The organism is Achromobacter sp. ACM05, from assembly GCF_019218915.1.
Classification (GTDB): domain Bacteria; phylum Pseudomonadota; class Gammaproteobacteria; order Burkholderiales; family Burkholderiaceae_B; genus Achromobacter; species Achromobacter animicus.
In genome coordinates this window covers 348,826-367,206 of record NZ_JAHUWQ010000002.1, presented here as the reverse complement: position 1 = coordinate 367,206, position 18,381 = coordinate 348,826, and the positions used below count along the sequence as shown (strand labels likewise).

The 18,381-nt window shown below is 68.3% G+C and carries 17 protein-coding genes; 2 read left to right on the top strand and 15 right to left on the bottom strand.

The features are described 5' to 3' along the window. Window positions 1–231 precede the first annotated feature (231 nt). Window positions 232–1,143: a LysR family transcriptional regulator gene (locus KW836_RS12570; protein ID WP_175126096.1), complete on the top strand. Its 912-nt coding sequence runs from the start codon at window positions 232–234 to the stop codon at window positions 1,141–1,143. 101 nt (window positions 1,144–1,244) lie between these two features. Here KW836_RS12570 and KW836_RS12565 read toward each other — a convergent pair whose 3' ends face one another. Next, the gene (locus KW836_RS12565) at window positions 1,245–1,976 is read right to left on the bottom strand and encodes a pseudouridine synthase (protein ID WP_175126076.1); all 732 of its coding nucleotides are present in this window, start codon (window positions 1,974–1,976) and stop codon (window positions 1,245–1,247) included. Between the two features lie 159 nt (window positions 1,977–2,135). On the opposite strand from KW836_RS12565, the gene KW836_RS12560 reads away from it, so the two are divergent. Next, complete coding sequence (locus KW836_RS12560; RefSeq protein ID WP_175138961.1) at window positions 2,136–2,759, top strand: chorismate lyase; 624 nt, start codon at window positions 2,136–2,138, stop codon at window positions 2,757–2,759. A gap of 117 nt (window positions 2,760–2,876) precedes the next feature. Here the strand turns inward: KW836_RS12560 and KW836_RS12555 are convergent, their stop codons facing one another. The 14 genes from KW836_RS12555 to KW836_RS12490 all read right to left on the bottom strand — a co-directional run bounded on the left by KW836_RS12555 (window position 2,877) and on the right by KW836_RS12490 (window position 18,340). After that, the gene (locus KW836_RS12555) at window positions 2,877–3,740 is read right to left on the bottom strand and encodes an oxaloacetate decarboxylase (RefSeq protein WP_218343511.1); all 864 of its coding nucleotides are present in this window, start codon (window positions 3,738–3,740) and stop codon (window positions 2,877–2,879) included. Between the two features lie 10 nt (window positions 3,741–3,750). Then, window positions 3,751–5,100 (bottom strand): FAD-dependent oxidoreductase, encoded by a 1,350-nt coding sequence (locus tag KW836_RS12550; RefSeq protein WP_255595444.1) that lies wholly within the window; start codon window positions 5,098–5,100, stop codon window positions 3,751–3,753. A 44-nt stretch (window positions 5,101–5,144) separates the two neighbouring features. After that, window positions 5,145–5,753 (bottom strand): cysteine hydrolase family protein, encoded by a 609-nt coding sequence (locus KW836_RS12545; protein ID WP_175138958.1) that lies wholly within the window; start codon window positions 5,751–5,753, stop codon window positions 5,145–5,147. Window positions 5,754–5,762: 9 nt separating this feature from the next. Further along, complete coding sequence (locus KW836_RS12540; RefSeq protein WP_218343509.1) at window positions 5,763–7,811, bottom strand: hydantoinase/oxoprolinase family protein; 2,049 nt, start codon at window positions 7,809–7,811, stop codon at window positions 5,763–5,765. Beyond that, complete coding sequence (locus KW836_RS12535) at window positions 7,808–9,478, bottom strand: hydantoinase B/oxoprolinase family protein (protein ID WP_218343508.1); 1,671 nt, start codon at window positions 9,476–9,478, stop codon at window positions 7,808–7,810. Before KW836_RS12535 ends, KW836_RS12540 begins: the two co-directional genes overlap by 4 nt. A 10-nt stretch (window positions 9,479–9,488) precedes the next feature. Further along, entirely contained in the window at window positions 9,489–9,989 is a 501-nt protein-coding gene (locus KW836_RS12530) for a 3-isopropylmalate dehydratase (protein ID WP_175138955.1), read from the bottom strand. Beyond that, entirely contained in the window at window positions 9,986–11,254 is a 1,269-nt protein-coding gene (locus tag KW836_RS12525) for a 3-isopropylmalate dehydratase large subunit (RefSeq protein ID WP_218343507.1), read from the bottom strand. The genes KW836_RS12530 and KW836_RS12525 overlap by 4 nt, the downstream gene beginning before the upstream one ends. Before the next feature lie 2 nt (window positions 11,255–11,256). Next, window positions 11,257–11,967, bottom strand: coding sequence for an ABC transporter ATP-binding protein (locus KW836_RS12520; protein ID WP_175126067.1), 711 nt, complete (start codon window positions 11,965–11,967; stop codon window positions 11,257–11,259). Then, window positions 11,964–12,719, bottom strand: coding sequence for an ABC transporter ATP-binding protein (locus tag KW836_RS12515; RefSeq protein ID WP_218343506.1), 756 nt, complete (start codon window positions 12,717–12,719; stop codon window positions 11,964–11,966). The genes KW836_RS12520 and KW836_RS12515 overlap by 4 nt, the downstream gene beginning before the upstream one ends. Then, window positions 12,712–13,683: a branched-chain amino acid ABC transporter permease gene (locus KW836_RS12510; protein WP_218343505.1), complete on the bottom strand. Its 972-nt coding sequence runs from the start codon at window positions 13,681–13,683 to the stop codon at window positions 12,712–12,714. The genes KW836_RS12515 and KW836_RS12510 overlap by 8 nt, the downstream gene beginning before the upstream one ends. 2 nt (window positions 13,684–13,685) lie before the next feature. After that, complete coding sequence (locus KW836_RS12505) at window positions 13,686–14,558, bottom strand: branched-chain amino acid ABC transporter permease (protein WP_175138953.1); 873 nt, start codon at window positions 14,556–14,558, stop codon at window positions 13,686–13,688. An 8-nt stretch (window positions 14,559–14,566) separates the two neighbouring features. Then, window positions 14,567–15,772: an ABC transporter substrate-binding protein gene (locus tag KW836_RS12500; protein WP_218343504.1), complete on the bottom strand. Its 1,206-nt coding sequence runs from the start codon at window positions 15,770–15,772 to the stop codon at window positions 14,567–14,569. Window positions 15,773–15,791: 19 nt separating this feature from the next. Continuing rightward, a complete protein-coding gene (locus tag KW836_RS12495) occupies window positions 15,792–16,589 on the bottom strand; it encodes a GntR family transcriptional regulator (RefSeq protein WP_175126063.1) in 798 nt (265 codons plus the stop codon). A gap of 62 nt (window positions 16,590–16,651) precedes the next feature. Next, window positions 16,652–18,340, bottom strand: coding sequence for a diguanylate cyclase (locus tag KW836_RS12490; protein WP_218343503.1), 1,689 nt, complete (start codon window positions 18,338–18,340; stop codon window positions 16,652–16,654). Between the last annotated feature and the right edge of the window lie 41 nt (window positions 18,341–18,381).

Below are 18,381 nucleotides of genomic sequence, written 5' to 3'. Positions count from 1 at the left end.
GAACATCAGCCCGTCGGACCGTCTTGGCGCGGTCCGTGGCGTTCGACCTGGGTGGATTCGCGTAGAACACGCAAGACTGGACATTTATCGCATTGCTGCATTGCAGAACTCGCATTCTGAGTTATCCCGCTTTAGAAACAAAGGGGCATGTTGAGAAAACATCATTCCATTTATGGGACAATCGTGCGATCCGCACTGTGACAAAATCGCGCCATGAAACGCCTACAGGGAATGGAACTCTTCGTCGAGGTCGCCAAAACGCACAGTTTTAGCCGCGCTGCGGCAACGCTGGGCGTCCCCAAGTCGACCTTGTCTCGCCAGGTGGCCGAATTGGAGCGGTCCGTGGGGTTGCGGCTGCTCAGCCGCACCACGCGCAAGGTGGAACTGACCGATGCCGGCCGGCTGTATTTCGAACGCTGCCAGCGCATCGTGGCCGAAGCGCAGATCGCCCATGAAGAATTGCAGAAGCTGGTCGACACGCCCACCGGGCCGCTGCGGGTCAACATGCCCGCGGATTTCGGCACGGATTTCCTGGCTGAGTCGTTCATGGAGTTCTCCCGGCGCTATCCCGATGTGACGTTTTTCCTGGACCTCGCGAACCCGGACCACGCGTCTCGCGTGTTCCAGACCTGCGACGTGTCGATCGAAATCGGCGACCTGCCCGATTCGACCCAGATTGCAAGACTGCTGGGCATGCTGCCTGCCTACCTGTATGCCTCGCGCGATTACCTGGAAAAGCACGGTGAACCGAGGCATCCCAGCGACCTGACCCGGCACGAGTGCATCGAGTTCCGCGCGGAAGGCGCAGGCCGCGTGACGCGCTGGCCGCTTACGAACGGCGAGCAGCACATCGAGTTCACGCCGGGCAACCGGTTTTCCGTCAACGGCGTCGCCATGGCCCGGCGCCTGGCCATGCTGGGCGCGGGCATTGCGGTGCTGGTGGGCGGTCAGATGTCGGAACAGCAGTCAGGCCAGTTGCAGCGCGTGCTGCCCGATTGGCAGTTGGGACCGTTTCCGGTGCATGCGGTCACGGAGACGCGGCTGCTGCCCGCCAAAACGCGGATCTTCATCGAATTCCTGATGGAGCGCCTGGGCAGCCACTGGCAAGCGAAGGATACGCCCGGTTTCATGAAATCCCGCTGAGATCGAAACCGACTGAAAAACCCTTCGGACGCTGACAAGTGTTGTCGAGTCAGGTGACCAATGCTGCGAGCGGTGTCTCGCTGTCGGTGTCAGACACCAACTCAGAACGATTCGTCGTCGCGCAAGTAACGCCATTGCCCCAGCGGCAGATCGCCCAGCGCCACGCGGCCAATGCGTACGCGTTTCAGGCCGATCACCTTCAGGCCCACCAGTTCGCACATGCGGCGGATCTGGCGTTTTTTGCCTTCGCGCAGCACGAAACGCAGTTGATCGTGGTTCTGCCAGCGCACCTGCGCGCGCTTGAGCGGTTTGCCGTCCAGCGATAGTCCGTGGTTCAGCAGGGCCAGCCCGTTGTCGGACAGCTCGCCCTGAACGCGGACCAGATATTCCTTGTCGACCGTGGAGTCTTCGCCGATCAGCTGCTTGGCGACGCGGCCGTCCTGCGTGAGGACGAGGAGTCCTTGCGAATCGATGTCCAGGCGGCCAGCGACCGCCAGGCCTTCGAGGTGCGCGCGTTCGAAGCGCTGCGGGGCGCGGTCGTTGGCGAAGCGGGAGCGGGAATCGATCAGGGCGACGGCCGGCGTGTAGCCTTTTTCGGCCTGGCCGGAGACATAGCCCACGGGCTTGTTGATGAGGATGGTGACGCGGGAAGTCTGGCGCGCATGCGCCGCGCGCTCCAGCGTGATTTCCTGGTCCGGATAGGCCCGCGCGCCCAATTCGGACACGACGACGCCGTCGACGCGGACCCAGCCGCGCTCGATATAGCTGTCCGCCTCGCGGCGGGAACAGAGTCCGCGCTCGGACATGAGCTTGGAGATACGTACTTTTTCCATGGGCGGTATTGTATGCGGGTCGGCCGGTGCGGATCTCCAGTGCAGAGGCCCAGTGCAGTCGGCCGGTGCGGCCGTCCAGCGCGGAACGGCCAGCGTGCCCTGCCCTGCGGCATTGCGACGCAGACGGCCTTCGGGTGGGGCTTGGCATAATACGCAGCCATGACGAAGCAACCCGCAGCCCATCGCCCCCCTCTCGCCGCTGGCTGGCTGGCGCAAGCCCCGGCCATTCTGTCCCCCGCCCAACGCCACTGGCTGTTCCGGCCGGGCGCGCTTACCGCTGGTCTCCGCCAGGTCGGGCAGGTGCGTCTGCGGGTGTTGGCCGAGTACGCCGACGGCGCGCCGGCTGACGAGGCGCGTGCGATGCGCATTGCGCCGGGCTCTCCGGTGTGGATCCGCGAGGTGTTGATGTCCGTGAACGGCGTGGACAGCGTGCCGGCGCGCAGCCTGACGCCGCTGACCGCGTCGCACGGCGCCTGGCAAGGGATGCGGCGCCTGTTGACCCGGCCGTTGGCCGACATGCTGTATCACGACAGTACGGTCATCCGGTCACCGTTCGCGTGCCGCCGCCTGGCCTCGCCCGTGCCGTTCCATGCCACCGCCTCGGACGTTCTTCCGCCGGAGGCACGCGCGCTGCAGGCCGGCCGGATCTGGGCGCGGCGCTCGGTGTTCTGGCGCCAGGGCCAGCCGCTGCTCGTGGCCGAGTGCTTCCTGCCGGACTTCTGGGATTTGATCGCCGGCCAGCCCGTGCCGCCGCTCGTGCCGCACCAGCGCACGCCGCGTTAAGGCGGGCTTGCTGAATTCGGGCCGTTGCGTAGACGTTCAGTCCACGCGGCGACCCGCTACTGCCGCACCCGCTCGCACCGTCCCGATACCGGAATCCTGCCCCGGCAGCCAGCGGGTTCAGCCCTCGTACCGCCGCCCCTGCTCCAGCAGTTCCGGCGTGCCGATCACGTCATTCAATCCATCGAAATCCAGCATCCTGTCCTTCCACGGCCCCGTCGTTCCGTGCTCGCGCAGGCTGCCGTAGTAGCCCTGCAGCGTGTGCGCGACCGCGCGCGCCGTGCCGCCCGGGAAGATGACGATGCGAAATCCCGCTGCGGCGAGCGCGCCCGCGTCCTGCACCGGGGTCTTGCCGCCCTCCACCATGTTCGCCAGCAGCGGCACACGCGCTGCGAAGCGGTCGCACGCGGCGCGCATCTGTTCCGGCGTGCGCAGCGCCTCGATGAAGAGCGCGTCCGCGCCGGCTTCAAGATAGGCCTCGGCGCGGTCCAGCGCCGCGTCCAGGCCTTCAGAGGCCAGCGCGTCGGTGCGCGCCAGGATCAGCGTGGATGCGTTGACCCGCGCATCAACGGCGGCGCGCAGCTTGCCGCACATCTCAGCGGCGGGAATCACGCTCTTGCCGTCCAGGTGGCCGCAGCGCTTGGGAAAGGTCTGGTCCTCAAGCTGGATCATCGCGGCGCCCGCGCGCTCGAAGCCACGCACGGTGCGCTGGGTGTTCAGCGCGTTGCCGAAGCCCGTGTCCGCGTCCACGATCACCGCGGCCGACACGCGTTCGGCGATACGGGCTAGCGTGTCTTCGACTTCGGTATAGGTGGTCAGACCGATGTCCGAGCGGCCGAGCCGCGTGTAGGCGATGGACGCGCCCGACAGGTACAGCGCGGTAAAGCCCGCCTGCTCGGCCACCAGCGCCGACAAAGCGTCGTAGACGCCGGGGGCCAGCACCGTGCCGGCCGCCAATTGCGCTTTCAAGTTCTGTGTTTGCATCTGGGGTTTCCTAATCCAGGCGGCGCCCGAGCAGCGCCGCCGCGGTGTCCGCGGCGATATGGCCGCCGGCCACCGCGCTGAGCAAGCCGTTGCCGGACAGATAGCCCGACACGTCGTTGCCCGATACGCCACGGGCGGCCCCGCCCGCAGCCAGCAGGTTGGGCAGCGCCCGGCCTGCGTTGTCCAGGACGCGGCATTGCGCGTCGATGTCCAATCCGCCTTGTGTGTGAAAGAGCGCGCCCGTCACCTTGATCGCGTGGTACGGCGCCTGCAGCGTGCGCTCGAAGCGTCGTCCCTGCGGGTCCGGCGCGCCGGGACGGACCGCGTCCAGCGTCTGGCCCAGCACGTCCGGATCGCAACCGATCAGCGCGGCCAGCGCCGCCACGTCGCCGCACGTCTTCAATGCCTGGCCTTGCTCGGCCTGCACGAAGTCGGGAAAGCTGCGCGCCAGGGCGAGTGTGCGGTCGTCAAAGACATTCCAGGCCACCGAATCCGGCTGCGCCAGCACGTGGACCGCGGCCTCGGAATAACCGTGCGTCTCGTCGTGAAAGCGGCGGCCCTCGCGATTGATCTGCACGCCGCCGTCCATCATCACCGCCCAGGAAATCAGCGCGCCCTGCGGCGTGGCCCAGGAGCCGTGGCCCTGGTAGCCGCCCAGGTCCGCAAGGCGCGCGCCCAGTTGCGTGCCCCACTGGATGGCGCTGCCGTCGTTGCCGACGTGGCCGCCATAGACGGCCTCGCGCATCGCGGGCAGGTACTCGCCGACCATCGCGGCGTTGCCGCCAAAGCCGTTGCAGGCCAGCAGCAGGACATCGCAGCCGATCACGTCGACCGAGCCGTCCGGGCGTTCGCAGCCGACGGCGGTCACGCGGCCGGCGTCGTCCGTCCAGATCTCGCGCGCCAGCGCGCGGGTCAGCAGATAGGCGCCGGCCTCGGTGGCGGCGCGTTCCAGGGCCGCGACCAGCGCCGCGCCGGTGCGCTCGGGCAGCGTGTGCATGCGCCGCGCGGTGTGGCCGGGGTACAGGAACCCGTCCAGCACTTCGAAACGCAGGCCATGCGAGGCAAGCCCGTCCATGGCCGCGGCGGCCGCGCCGGCGTAGGCAGCCACCAATTCAGGTGAGGCCGTGCCGTGCGCCTTGGCCTGGATGTCGGCGGCAAAGCGCGCCGCGTCATCCTCGATGCCCGCTGCCCGCTGCACGGCAGAACCGGCCGCGGGAATGAAGCCCGACGACAGCGCAGTGGATCCGCTGGGCACGGCATCGCGTTCGATCAGCACCGTCTCGATCCCGGCGCTGGCCAGGCGCAGCGCGGCGGTCAGGCCGCAGGCGCCCGCGCCGATGATGGCGACCGGCACGTGCATGGCGTCTGCGCCGGGCGTAACGCCCCGTCTGACGATTGGCGCACTCACGACTTCAGCCTGTCCAGCACGTCCTGGCACGTCACCACGTCGGCCACCGTGCGCAGATCCGCCAGCGCAGCTTCGTGCATCGCAGGCGTGGGCGCGGCGCAGCCGTCGGCCAGCACCGTCACGTGATAGTCGCGCATGTGGGCGTCGCGCACCGTGCTGGCAACGCCGCCGTTGGTGACGATGCCCGCCACCACCACGCTGGAAATGCCCGCGCGCCGCAGCACCCAGTCCAGCTGCGTGTTGAAGAAAGCCGAATACGCGACCTTCCAGACCGACACGTCGACCAGCCCGTCCAGCTCGGCCACGTTGGCCTGCCCTGTTGAACCGGCCACGAAGTCGCCGCGGCGCAGGAACGGGCGCAATTGCTTGAGATGCGGCGAGATCATGGGCTCGCCGTGCGCGTCGGGCCACAGCGTGAACTGGCTGGCGGCCACGAAGCCGCCCTGCCCTTTCAGCGCGCGGGCCACGGGCGCCACGCGCGCCGGCAGGGCTCTGGCCTGCGGGCTGACCGCGCCGCCGCGGTCATAGGCGCCGCCCGGCGCCAGGAAGTCGTTCTGCAGGTCGATGATGACCAGCGCGGTCGTGCGGGGATCGAAGGCGTGCATGGCGGGCTCCTACGATGCGGTGCGGACGATGAGCATGTTGCCCAGGGAATCGACCCGGCCCGCGAAGCCGGGCTCGATCCAGATGGTGGTGTCGGGCTGCTCGAGGATGGCGGGTCCCGCCACCTCGGCGCCGACCGGCAGGTCCAGGCGCGCGTAGCGCACGGCGTTGTGCCATTGCCCGGCGTGAAAGACCCGCTGGGTGCCCAGTGCCTCGGGCATGGCCGTGCTGGTCGGCGCCAGCAAGGCCAGATCGAACTTGGGCCGCTGGCCGATGCGGGCATAGCGCAGATTCAGGATGCGGACCGGAATGCCGGTCAGGCTGCGGCCGAAGGCGGCCTGGTAGGCGCGGTCGAATGCGGCCGCGATGCCGTCGCGGGAGAGGTCCGCGCGGCCCACTTCCACGCGCACGGTGTGGCTCTGGCCTACATACAGCATGTCCAGTTCGATGCTTTCGCGGATGCCCTCGAAGGACACGCCCGCCGAATCCAGACGCGCCTGGCACGCGTCCGCCAGCCCGTCGATGCGGGCCAGCAGGTCGGCCGCATCCAGCGCGTTCAGCGCTACGTTCAGGGTCTGGACGCCGTCGTGGCGCATGTCGGCCATGACGCAGCCCAGCGCCGAGGTCACGCCCGGATAACGCGGAACGATCCCGTGGGCGGCGTCCACCTCGTTCATCATGGCGCACACATGCAGCGCGCCGCCGCCGCCGAACGGCATGTAGGCGAACTTGCGCGGATCGTGGCCGCGTTCGATGGAGACGACGCGGATCGCGCCCGCCATCTTGGCGTTGGCCACGGTCAGGATGGCCTCCGCCGCGGCGTGGACGTCCAAGCCCAGCGGGCGCGCGACGTGCTCGTCAATGGCGGCGCGCGCCAGCTCGACGTCCATCTTGGCCAGGAGGCCGCCACCCAGCGGACGTTCCGCGGCGATGCGGCCCAGCAGCACATTGGCGTCGGTAACCGTGGGGCGGGTGTTGCCGCGGCCGTAGCAGGCAGGACCGGGAATGCTGCCCGCGGACTCGGGGCCCACCTGCAGCAGGCCACCAGCGTCCACGCTGGCGATCGAGCCGCCGCCCGCACCGATGGTTTCGATCTGGATCATCGGGGCGCGCACGACCATGCCGAAGTCGATGGCGGTCTGCGCCGACAGCGAGGCCTCGCCCTCGGCCACCAGCGACACGTCGAACGAGGTGCCGCCCATGTCGCCCGTGACCACGTTGGGAAAGCCCGCGGCGCGCGCGATGGCCGCGCAGGCGATGACGCCGGCCGCCGGACCGGACAACGCCGTGCGCACGGGCACGTCGCACGCCGTCTGGCGCGACATGACGCCGCCATTGCTCTGCACCACCAGCAGCTCGCCTTCGAAGCCGTGCTGCTGCAGGTCCGATTCCAATCGCGTCAGGTAGCTGCCCACCACGGGCTGCAGCGCCGCGTTCAGCACGGCCGTCGAGCAGCGCTCGAATTCGCGGATCTCGGGCAGCACCTCGGTCGCGGCGGTGACGTTGCCGTTGGGCCAGATGGACCGCACGCGAGCCGCGGCCTGGGCCTCATTCACCGGATTGGCGTAGGCATTGACGAAGAAGACGCAGACCGCGTCGCAGCCCGCCTCCAGCAGCGCGCGCGCCGCGGCCTCGACCTGGTCCAGATCGACGGGCGTGTGCAACGCGCCATCGGCCAGCACGCGCTCGCGCACTTCCAGCCGCAGATCGCGCGGCACCACGGGTTCATAGTTGCCGCGCAGGCCCCATGTTTGCGGCCGGTCGCGCCGGCGCATTTCCAGCACGTCGCGAAAACCTTCGGTCGTGATGATGCCGGTGCGCGCCACCTTGCGCTCGAGCAGCGCATTGGTGCCCACGGTGGTGCCGTGCACGATGGTCGCGATGTCGCCGGCGCCGTCAGCCACCCGCGCAATGCCGTTCATGAAGCCGCGCGCTTCCTCGCCGCGCGTGGACGGCACCTTGACCACGCGGGCGCTGCCGCCTGCCTCGTCCAGCACGAACAGATCCGTGAACGTGCCGCCCACGTCCACGCCCACCACCAAACCTTGCGCCGCGCTCATGCCGACTGCTCCTTCTGAATGTCGCTCACATAGCCCATCTTGCGGTCGTGCTCGCGCGCCGCGGCATCGCGCCGCGCGGGCTCGCCGTAGCCGCCGCCGCCCGGGGTTTCCAGGCGCACGCGGTCGCCGCGTTGCAGCCGGATGCCCAGCATCTTCGAGCTCATGGGCGGGGACTGCCACTGGCCGTCCTGCTGATAGCGGAAGACGTTCAGCGCGGCCTGGCCGCCGCCCGCGATGCCCTTGGGCGCGCTGCGGCCGCGTTCGCCGAAGATGAAGGCTTCGGCGCTGTCTTCCAGCAATTCGATTTCATAGATGGCGCCCAGGCCGCCCCGGTGCGCGCCGTCGCCCGCCGAGTCCGGCCGCAGCGCCCATTGCGTGAAACGCACGGGATACGCGGCTTCCAGGATTTCCAGCGGCGGAATGGTGGCGGTGGAGATCGGCGCGTTGCCGTGGCTCAGGCCGTCGCCGTCCGAATGACCGCCGTGGCCGCCGCCGAAGAAGCTGAACATGACCCAGCGCTGACCCTTGCGGGCGGCGTCGCTGCGATAGCCCGCGATCGACAGCGCATTGATCGTGCCGTAGGCCTGCGCCATGGCGCGCTCCGGCGCGGCCTGGGCCATGGCGCAGAAGATCACGTCGATCATGCGCAGGATGGTTTCGGTGTAGCCGCCAACGGGACGCGGGCGGTCGGCCGAGATCACCAGGCCGTCTGGCAGCGTCACGTCCACTGCGTCCAGCACGCCGGCGTTGGCCGGCACGTCCGGGAACAGGTGCTTGAGCGCCACATAGCAGGCCGCGATGGCCGTGGCGCGCGAGATATTGACCGGACCCGCGCACGCCGGCGACGTGCCGGTGAAGTCCAGCCCCAGCCGGTCGCCGGCGATGGTGAGCTTGAGCGCAATGCGCAGCGGCGCGTCGCGCACGCCGTCGTTGTCCAGCATGTCCTCAAACGCATACTCGCCATCCGGCAGGCGGGCGATGTGGTCACGCATCAGGCGGCGCGCGCGTTCGCGCAGCGTGTCCAGGGACTCCAGCACCGTGGCGTCGCCGTATTCGTCGAGCAGGCCGTCCAGACGGCGCGCACCCAGTTCCAGCGCGGCCAGCTGGCCGTTCAGGTCGCCCCACAGGCTGTCGGGCAGACGCGTGTTCGCCTTCAGGATGGCCAGCACGTCCTGGTCCAGCACGCCGGCGCGCACGATCCGCACGGGCGGGATCTGCACGGCTTCCTGCCAGCACTCGGTGGCGGCCGGGTTGTAGTTGCCGGGCACCGCGCCGCCCACGTCGTGCCAGTGGGCCGCCGACGCCAGAAAGCAGAACAGCTTGCCGCCGCGAAACACCGGCTTGACCAGCTTGAAGTCGTTGGCGTGCGTGCCGCCCTCGTACGGATCGTTGAACAGCCACACGTCGCCGTCCGTCATGCCGCCGCGCTCGGCCGCAGTCTTGGCCGCCGCCTTCACGGCGAACGCCATCGCGCCCACGAAGACGGGCAGGCCCGACTTGCCCTGGATCAGCGTGGCGCCGGTGGCGGCGTCGTACATGCCGTGGCAGGCGTCATGGGCCTCGGCAATGATGGGGTTGAACGCGCTGCGGTACAGCGTCGCGTCCATTTCGTCGGCGATCTGTTCCAGGCGGCCCTTCAGGACCGCCAGGGTAACGGGGTCAAGCATGATGTTGTTCCTAAGAGGTTTGACGCTGTTTCAGCAGATTCAGCAGTCCGCCGGCCTGCACCATGTCAAGCAGAAAGCCGGGCACGGTCTCGCAGTGCAATTCGGCGGGCGTGCCCCCGGGGCGTTGGATGCGGCCGGCGACGGGGTCGAACGTGATGCCCTCGCCCTCGGCCAGGGTCTCGGCCTGGCTGCACGTCAGCAGCAGCAGCCCGACGTTAAAAGCGTTGCGGAAATACAGCCCGTTGAAGGACGGCGCGATCACGGCAGCCACGCCCAGGCGCACCAGGGCGGCTGCGGCCTGCTCGCGCGACGAGCCGATGCCGAAGTTGGGGCCCGCCACCAGCACGTCGCCCGGCTGCACCTGCCCGGCAAAGTCCGGCCGGACGCGTTGCAGGCAGTGGCGCGCGATTTCGTCGATGCCGAATTTCATGTAGGCGCCCGGCGCCAGCGCATCGGTGTCGATGTCCGCGCCCACGCGCCAGACGCGGTGCGTCGTGGTGTCTGCATTCATGCCAGGAACTCCCGGGGGTCGGCCACGCGCCCCGCCACGGCCGAGGCCGCCACCGTGTAGGGCGAGGCGAGGTAGACCTGCGCGGTCTCCGACCCCATGCGCCCCTTGAAATTGCGCGCGGTGGTGGCGATGACGCTGGCGCCGTCCGGAATGGACCCGCCATAGCCCGCACAGGCGCCGCACGACGTGGCCAACACCTGGGCGCCGGCGTCGCGCAGCACCTGCATGACGCCTTCGCGGTCGGCCTGATCCTGGTCCTGCCGGCTGGCCGGCGCGACCATCAGCTGCATGCCGTCCGCCAGACGGCGGCCGCGCAGCACGGTGGCTGCGGCGCGCAGGTCTTCCAGCTTGGCGCCGGTGCATGCGCCGATGTAGGCCACCTGCACCGGCACGTCGCTATAGGTGTCCACGCCGCGCGCGTTGGCCGGGCTGTGCGGCGCGGCAACCTGCGGGGCCAGCGCGGCGGCATCGAACTCGTGCCACTCGGCATCGGCGTTGCGGTCGCTCTGCCAGCGGGACAGATCCAGTTCCTCGGTCACGCCCGCCTCCCGCAGCCAGGCTGCGGTGGTCTCGTCCGGCGCGATGAGCCCCACTTGCGAACCGAGTTCCGCGCTCATGTTCGACAGCGTCATGCGCTCCTGCATGGACAGCGCGCGCACGGCCTCGCCGCAGAACTCCACCGCCTGATAGCGCCCGCCGTTCATGCCGTAGCGGCCGATCATGTGCAGCATCATGTCCTTGGCCGTGACGCCGTCGGCCAGCCGGCCGCGCCAATGCATCATCAGGGTCTTGGGCACCTTGACCCAGATCTGGCCGGTGACCGCCACGCCCAGCATCTCGGTGCTGCCGATGCCGAACATGTAGGCCCCGAACGCGCCGCCGGTGGGCGAATGCGAATCGCCGCCCACGCAGAACATGCCGGGCCGGATGTGTCCGTGCTGCGGCACCACCACGTGGCAGATGCCGACGGAGTCATACACGTTGGGCAGTTGCTGCTCCGCGGCCCAGTCGCGTGCAATGCGCACGATGCGGCGCGATTCGTCATCGGATTCCGGCACGTAGTGATCAATGACCAGCACGATCCGCGACGGGTCCCACAGCGTGGCGCCCAGCTCTTCCAGCATGGGCTTCAAGCGCCGCGGACCGCTGGAATCGTGGAACATCGCCAGATCAACCGCACAGGTCACGATTTCGCCCTCGGCCACCGTCTCACGCCCGCAGGCGGCGGCGATCAGCTTCTGGGCCAGGGTTTGAGGCTGGGCCATGATTACATCCCCAGATAGGCGCGGCGCACGTCGTCGCTGGCCAGCAGGTCGGGACAGCTGCCGCTGTACCGCACGGCGCCGTTTTCCAGCACATAGGCCCGCTGTCCCGTTTCCAGGGACTGACCCACGTTCTGCTCGACCAGCAGAATCGCCAGTCCGTCGCCGTGCAACCGCTTGATGAGGCCGAACAATTCCTCGACCATCAGCGGCGACAGGCCAAGCGAGGGTTCGTCGAGGATCAACAGGCGCGGCTCGGCCATGAGGCCGCGGCCGATTGCCAGCATTTGTTGTTCCCCGCCCGACATCGTGCCGGCCAACTGGTCCAGGCGCTCCCGCAGGCGCGGGAAAATGTCGAGAACCTTGTCCAGATTCTGCGCGCGGCGCTCGCGCGCCCGGGTGAAGGAGCCCAACTCCAGGTTTTCGCGCACGCTCAGGTTCGGAAAAACGCGGCGGCCTTCGGGCACCTGGATCAGGCCGGCCTGCACCACCTGCCGGTAGTGGCGGCCGGTCAGATCCTGGCCTTCGAAGCGCACCGTACCGCCCCACGGCCTGCACAGGCCGCATACCGTGTTGTTCAGCGTGGATTTGCCCGCGCCGTTGCTGCCCAGCAGCACCACGATCTCGCCCGCCTGCACGTCCAGGTCCACGCCGCGCAGCACCTCCATGCGACCGTAGCCCGCCCGCAGGCCCTTGACCTCCAGCAGCGCGCTCATGCCGGGGCTCCTTGCGCGGCCAACCGGGCCGCCGCGCCGTGGCCCAGATAGGCCTCGACCACCTTGGGATCCCGTGTGACCTCGCCGGGTGTGCCCGCCGCGATCAACCGGCCCTGCGCCAGCACCCACACGTGCTCGGCCAGGCTCATCACGGCGCGCATCACGTGTTCGATCATCAATACGGTGACGCCATCGTCCACCAGTTTCTTCACCACCGGAATCATCTCGTCGATCTCACTGGGATTCAGGCCCGCCAGCACCTCGTCCAGCAGCAAGAGGCGCGGCCGGGTGGCCAGCGCGCGCGCCAGTTCCAGGCGCTTGCGTCCGGCCACCGTCAGGTCGGCCGCCGGCTTGTCCAGCGAGGCCTGCAGGTTGACGCGCGCGGCCACGGCCTCGGCTGCGGCCAGCGCCTCGTCGCGATCCGCCAGACGCAGGTGGGCGCCCACGGCAATGTTCTGGCGCACCGTCTGCGCGCCGAACGGCTGCACGATCTGGAAGGTGCGGGTCAGGCCAAGCCGCGCGGATTCGTGCGGCGCCTGGCCCGTGATGTCCTGCCCGGCAAAGTGCACGGAGCCGGAACCGGGTTTCAGAAAGCCCGACAGCAGGCCGAACAGCGTGGTCTTGCCCGCGCCGTTGGGCCCGACCAGCGCGGTGAGCGAGCCTTGCGGCACGTCCAGGCTGACGTCCCGCACGGCCTTCAGGCCGCCGAAGGTGATGGAGAGGTTGCGCGCTTGCAGCAGGATCTCAGACACGGGCGCGCTCCTTCATTTTGAACAGGCGGCCCAGCGACTGACCGCCGCCGGTAATGCCGCGCGGCATGAACATCACGATGAGGATCAGCACCACGCCGTAGATGACCATGCTGATGCCCGGCAGCTCGCCGAACAGGTTGCGGGTCAGGTCGGCCAGCGCATGCAGCGTCACCGCGCCCAGCAATGGGCCCCACAGCGTGCCCATGCCCCCGACGATGGCGCCGACCAGCGCCTCCACCGACACGGCCGAGCCGAAAGCAATGCCCGGATCGATGTATTGGAAAACTTGCACATAGACGGCGCCCGCGACACTCATGAAAGCGGCCGACAGCGCGATGCCGCCCAGCTTCACGCGCAGCGGATTCACGCCGATGGCGCGCGCCGCGTCCTCGTTGTCGCGCACGGCCTGCAAGTAGGCCCCGAAGCGCGAATGGCGCAGCCACGCGGTCACCAGCAGCGCCAGCAGCACGAAGGCGAGCAGCAGATAGATGTAGCCGCGGCGCGAACCGAACTGCATGTTGGCCACGCCTTCCTGCAGCGGCACCATCAGTCCCACGCCGCCGCCCGTGAACGACGCCGACAGCGCCAGAATGCGGAAGACTTCAGCGAATGCCAGCGTGACCAGCGCGAAGTACGAGCCCTTCAGCCCGTAACGGAACGTCAGCCCGCCCACCGCCACGCCGACCAGCGCGCCCAGCGCGATGGCCCCGGGCAGCACCAGCCACGGATTCAGGCCCAGGTTGAGCTGGCCCAGCGCCTGCGCATAGGCGCCGACACCGAAGAACAGCGCATGGCCGAACGACAACTGACCGCCATACCCGCCCAGAATGTTCCAGGCCTGCGACAGCAGGGCCGCGTACAGCGACATCATCACGAACGTCAGCAGCACGCCCGATTGGGACAGCGCGGCAACGGCCACCAGCACCACCCCGAACAGCGCGATTGCGCAAAGATCCCGTTTCATCGTCAGCCCCTCGCCCCGAACAGCCCCTGCGGGCGAAACAGCAGCACCGCGATGAAGATCGCGAAGATGCCCATCTGGCCCAGCGAGTCGCCCAGGAACAGGCCTCCGATGGACTCCACCACGCCGATCAGCAGTCCGCCCACCAGCGCGCCCACGAAACTGCCCATGCCGCCCAGCACCACGATGGTGAAGGCGACCAGCACGAAACCGCTGCCCACCTGCGGATTGACGTAGTACGCGGGCAAGAGGAAACACGCCGCCGCGCCCAGGCACGCCATGCCGATGCCGAACGACAGGGCGTAGACCTTTTCAACGTCGATGCCCATGAGCTTGGCGCCCTGCTTTTCCCGGGCGACGGCGCGGATCGCGCGGCCCAGGTCGGTGCTGCGAATGATCCAGAACAGCACCGCCGCCACCGCCAGCGCGCCGCAGAACGCGATGACCTTGGGCAGCGCAATCATGGCCGGGCCGATCTCTACCGTGGACAGCGTGTACGCCGTGTCGATGCTGCGCGTGTCGGACTTGAACCAGACCAGCGCCAGGTTCTCCAGCACGATCGCCAGGCCCAGCGTGACCAGCAGGATGTTCTCGTCCTTGCCGTGGCTGGCGCGATTGATGACGAGGCGCTGCAAGGCGTAGCCCAGCACGAACATGCCGGCCACCACCAGCGGCAAGGCGGCGTAGGGGTCGATGCCCAGCCGGTCCTTGAGCAGGTAGACGGCGTACAGCGCCACCATGAGCGCCGCGCCGTGGGCGAAGTTGATGATGTGCAGCACCCCGTAGATCAGGGTCAGGCCCAGCGCGATGAGCGCGTAGACCGCGCCCGTCGTCAGGCCGTTCAGCACCGAGGAAAAGAGGATGGCGGGATCGAGCATGGGTCTGGTCAGGCCTTCAGCGGAAACACGGCGTCGGCCTGGCGGTATTCGGCCGGGAAGATCACCTTGATGTCGCCCCCGATCACCTGCGTGAGCAGCGGCTGCGCGCCGGTGTTCTGGCCGTTGACGAACTTGGTCGGGCCGTAGGGCATCAGGTTGTCCTGGAAGGTGCTGGCCGCCAGCGCGTCGATGATCGCGGCGCGGTCGGCGGACTTGGCACGCTCCAGCGCGTCGGCCAGCAGCAGCATCGCGGTGTAGGTCATGAAGACCTCGTAGCTGAAGTACGCGCCCTTCTCTTCCACGCGGGCCTTCAGCGGCGCAACGCGCGCGTCCTTCGGGTTGAACCAGTGGTTGCAGTCGATGATGCCGTTGGCAATGTCCGGGAATTCCTTCAGGAACTTGTAGCTGGACGCCGCGCCGCCCAGCACGGAATAGATGGCCTTGGGCTGCACTTTCTGCTGCTTCATGGCGCGCAGCAGCAAGGCGTATTCGTTGTAGTAGTTGGCCGGAATCACGATGTCCGGGTTCACCGAGCGCATGCGCAGCACGATGTTGTTGAAGTCGCGCGTGGGGTTCGGGTGCTTGACGATCTCCTTGACCTCGAAGCCGTGCTGCGGCAGCGACTTGGCCAGCAGCGCCGCCGTGCCCGTGCCGAACAGCGAGTCTTCGTGCACGATCATCACGGTCTTGGCCGGCTTGCCGGCGGCGTCGTTCAGTGCGGCCAGGTCCAGGATGGCGCGTTCGCTACAGGCGCGATAGCCCGGTCCGAAACGGAACGTGTTCTTCAGGCCGCGCTCGACAATCTGGTCGGCCACGCCCACGTCCACCACGTGCGGCAGGTTGTACTTGGCCGCGGTCTGCGTCGTCGCCAGACAGATCGCCGAGGCGTAGGCGCCCACGATGGCCGACACGCCCGCCTCGTTCATCTTTTCCACTTCGGCCGAACCCGCCTCGGGACGCGACTGCGCATCGCCCAGCACTGCCTGCAGCGGCGCGCCGCCCAGCGACTTGATGCCGCCCGCCTTGTTGATGTCCTCGATGGCCAGCAGCGCGCCCAGGCGGCATTGTTGGCCCGAATACGCCAGCGCACCGGTCACCGGATGCAGCACGCCGACCTTGATGGGCGTGGCGCCCTGCGACCGGGCCACCCACGGGGCGGATACGAGGGCCGCGGCGGCGGCGGATTGGTAGAGGAAAGTGCGGCGCGAATTCATGGGCGAATCTCCGAAGGGTTCAATGGAATTGGGCCGACAGCTCTTCGCTGACCCAGACCTTGGCGTCGATGCTGCCGACGCGCGATAGCTGCAACTGATATTGGTAGCGATCGGGCCGGTACAGGCCCTGCAGCAATTGCACGGGCCGGTCGCCGACGTCGCGCACCAGGCGCGTCACCGCCAGCAAGGCCGAGCCCACCGACACGTCCAGATGGCGCGCGACCTGCGCATCTGCCAGGCGTGCGGAAATGGTCTGCGTGGCGCCGCCGAACTCCACGCCGGCCGCTTCCAGCAGCATCAGCAGCGGCTCGCGCTCGAGGTCTTCACGCGTGAAATCGGCCACGGACTGCGGCACGTAGGTGGTGATGTGGGACAGCGGCCCCGCGTCGGTGCTGCGCACCCGCAGGCTCTTGTGCACGGGCGTGCCGGACGGAATGTGCAGCGCCTCGGCCACCGTGGGCGGCGCAAACACCAGCGTGCTGTCCAGCACCTGCACGGACGTGCGCAGGCCCATGTTGACGATGTTTTCCAGAAGGCCGGTCAGGTGCGCCTTCTGTTGCGCGCTGGGGGCCGCCGCGGCGTGGGCGCTGGGTGCGCCGCGCAGGGGCCAGGTGCCCAGGCCGGGCCGGCGCGTAACCAGCCCGTCTGCGACCAGCATCTCCATTGCCTTGCGGATGGTGATGCGCGCCACGTCGAACTGGTCCGCCAGCGCATGCTCTCCGGGCACGCCGTCCTGATCGAACCGCCCCTCCTGCAATTGCTCGCGCAGGACGAGATAGATCTGGTGGTACTTCGGAAGTGGTAATGAGGTTCCCATGACGGGAACTCTAGGGGTGTCCTAATGTACGGTCAATGGAACAAATGGCTGGACGGGTTGTTCTATCGGGAAAACACCGACTCGATCCGATCGCGTCCCCGCTGCTTGGCGTAATACAGCGCGCGGTCGCTGCGGCTGAGCGCCAGCTCGGCGTCGTCGTCCTTGGTGTGGAGGGCGGAAATCCCGATGCTGACGGTCAGCGGAATGTGCCGCCCTTCCGACAGATAGGGCGTATCGGCGATGCGGCGCTGCACGTTGCGGGCAAAGACGCGGGCGCGTTCGATGTCGGTATCGGGCAGCACAACGGCGAATTCTTCTCCGCCGATGCGCCCCACCAGGTCGATCTCGCGCAACTGCGTACGCAGCATGCTCGCAAAATGCTGCAGCACACCATCGCCGATGGCGTGACCCCAGGTGTCGTTGATGTGCTTGAAATGATCCAGGTCGCACATCAGTACGGCCGATCCCAGCCCGCCGTGACCCTTGATCCGCGCCAGCTCCGCGGCGATGCGCGACATGAAATGGCGGCGGTTGGGCAGGGTTGTCAGCGCATCGGTCGCGGCCAGCTCGCGCAGTTCGAGTTCGGCCCGCTTGCGGTCGGTGATGTCGGTGACGAAGCCGTGCCAGACCACGCCGCTGTCTGCGTCCCGCCTTGGACTCGCGTCGCCCTGCCGCCAGCGCACGCCCTGCAGCGGCAGGCACACGCGGAACTCCACATGCCAGGGGGTTCGCGCCGCCGCCGCGGCCTGCAGGGATGTGCGGTAGACAGGCAAGTCTTCCGGATGGATCCGCTGTTCGACGGCGGTCGTGCTGGCCCGCACGTCGTCTGCGGTGAGTTCGAACATGTCCCAGATGCCCGCGCTAACGTACGAGAAACGCGATCCGCCCTCGGGCAACGGCCGGCATTGGAAGACCAGACCGGGCACCGCGTCAGTCAGGTTGACGACAAGGTCCGCCGTGCGCTGGAGCCTTTCGGACATGGCGCGCACGGCGCTGATGTCGGTCGTGGTGCCCATCATGCGCAGCGCCCTGCCCGATTCGTCGCGGCTGACCACCTTGCCGCGGCTGCAGATCCATTTGTAGCTGCCATCCTTGCACCGGATGCGGTGTTCGACTTCGTAGCTGTCGGTCTTGCCGTCGAAGTGATCCTGCATCGCGGCCCGCACATAGACCAGGTCGTCCGGGTGCAAGCGGGTGTAGGCGTCCTCGATGCGTGTGGTGAGTTCGGATTCGCCATAGCCCAGCAAAGCCTTCCAGCCGGGCGAATAAGTGATCTCCCCGGTCACCACATTGCGGTCCCACACCCCCGTACCGCTGCCCGCGATAGCCAGCGACAGCTTGCGGGCCTCATCGCGCCAGGTGTCTTCGTCGGCGCGTTCGCACGCCAGCGCGTGGCGCTTTTCGACGGCCGTGGCCGCCAGGCTGGCTAGGTCCTGCAGAGCCTTGCGGTCTTCATCTGAGAATTCGCGCGCCTGCCCGTGCCCGAGACGAAAGACGCCGAGGAGGCGGCCATCTGCAGCGCGCACCGGAAGCTCGAAGGACCAGGGACATCGGGCACCGGCGCAGGCCGGGCCGGCTGCCGCCTGCCACACGCCATCCGCATCGGTGCAAACGATGGCGGCCAGATCCACGTCAAACATCCGGCAGGCCAGGCGCGCCAGCTTGTCCAGCGGGCCGTCCGGATCGCGCGGCGCGACGCCGGCGGCATCGACCGGCGATGGGATTGGGGACACATCACCGGTAGCGGGCATGTCAGAACCTGATCAATACGACATTCATCGGTACAGCCTGG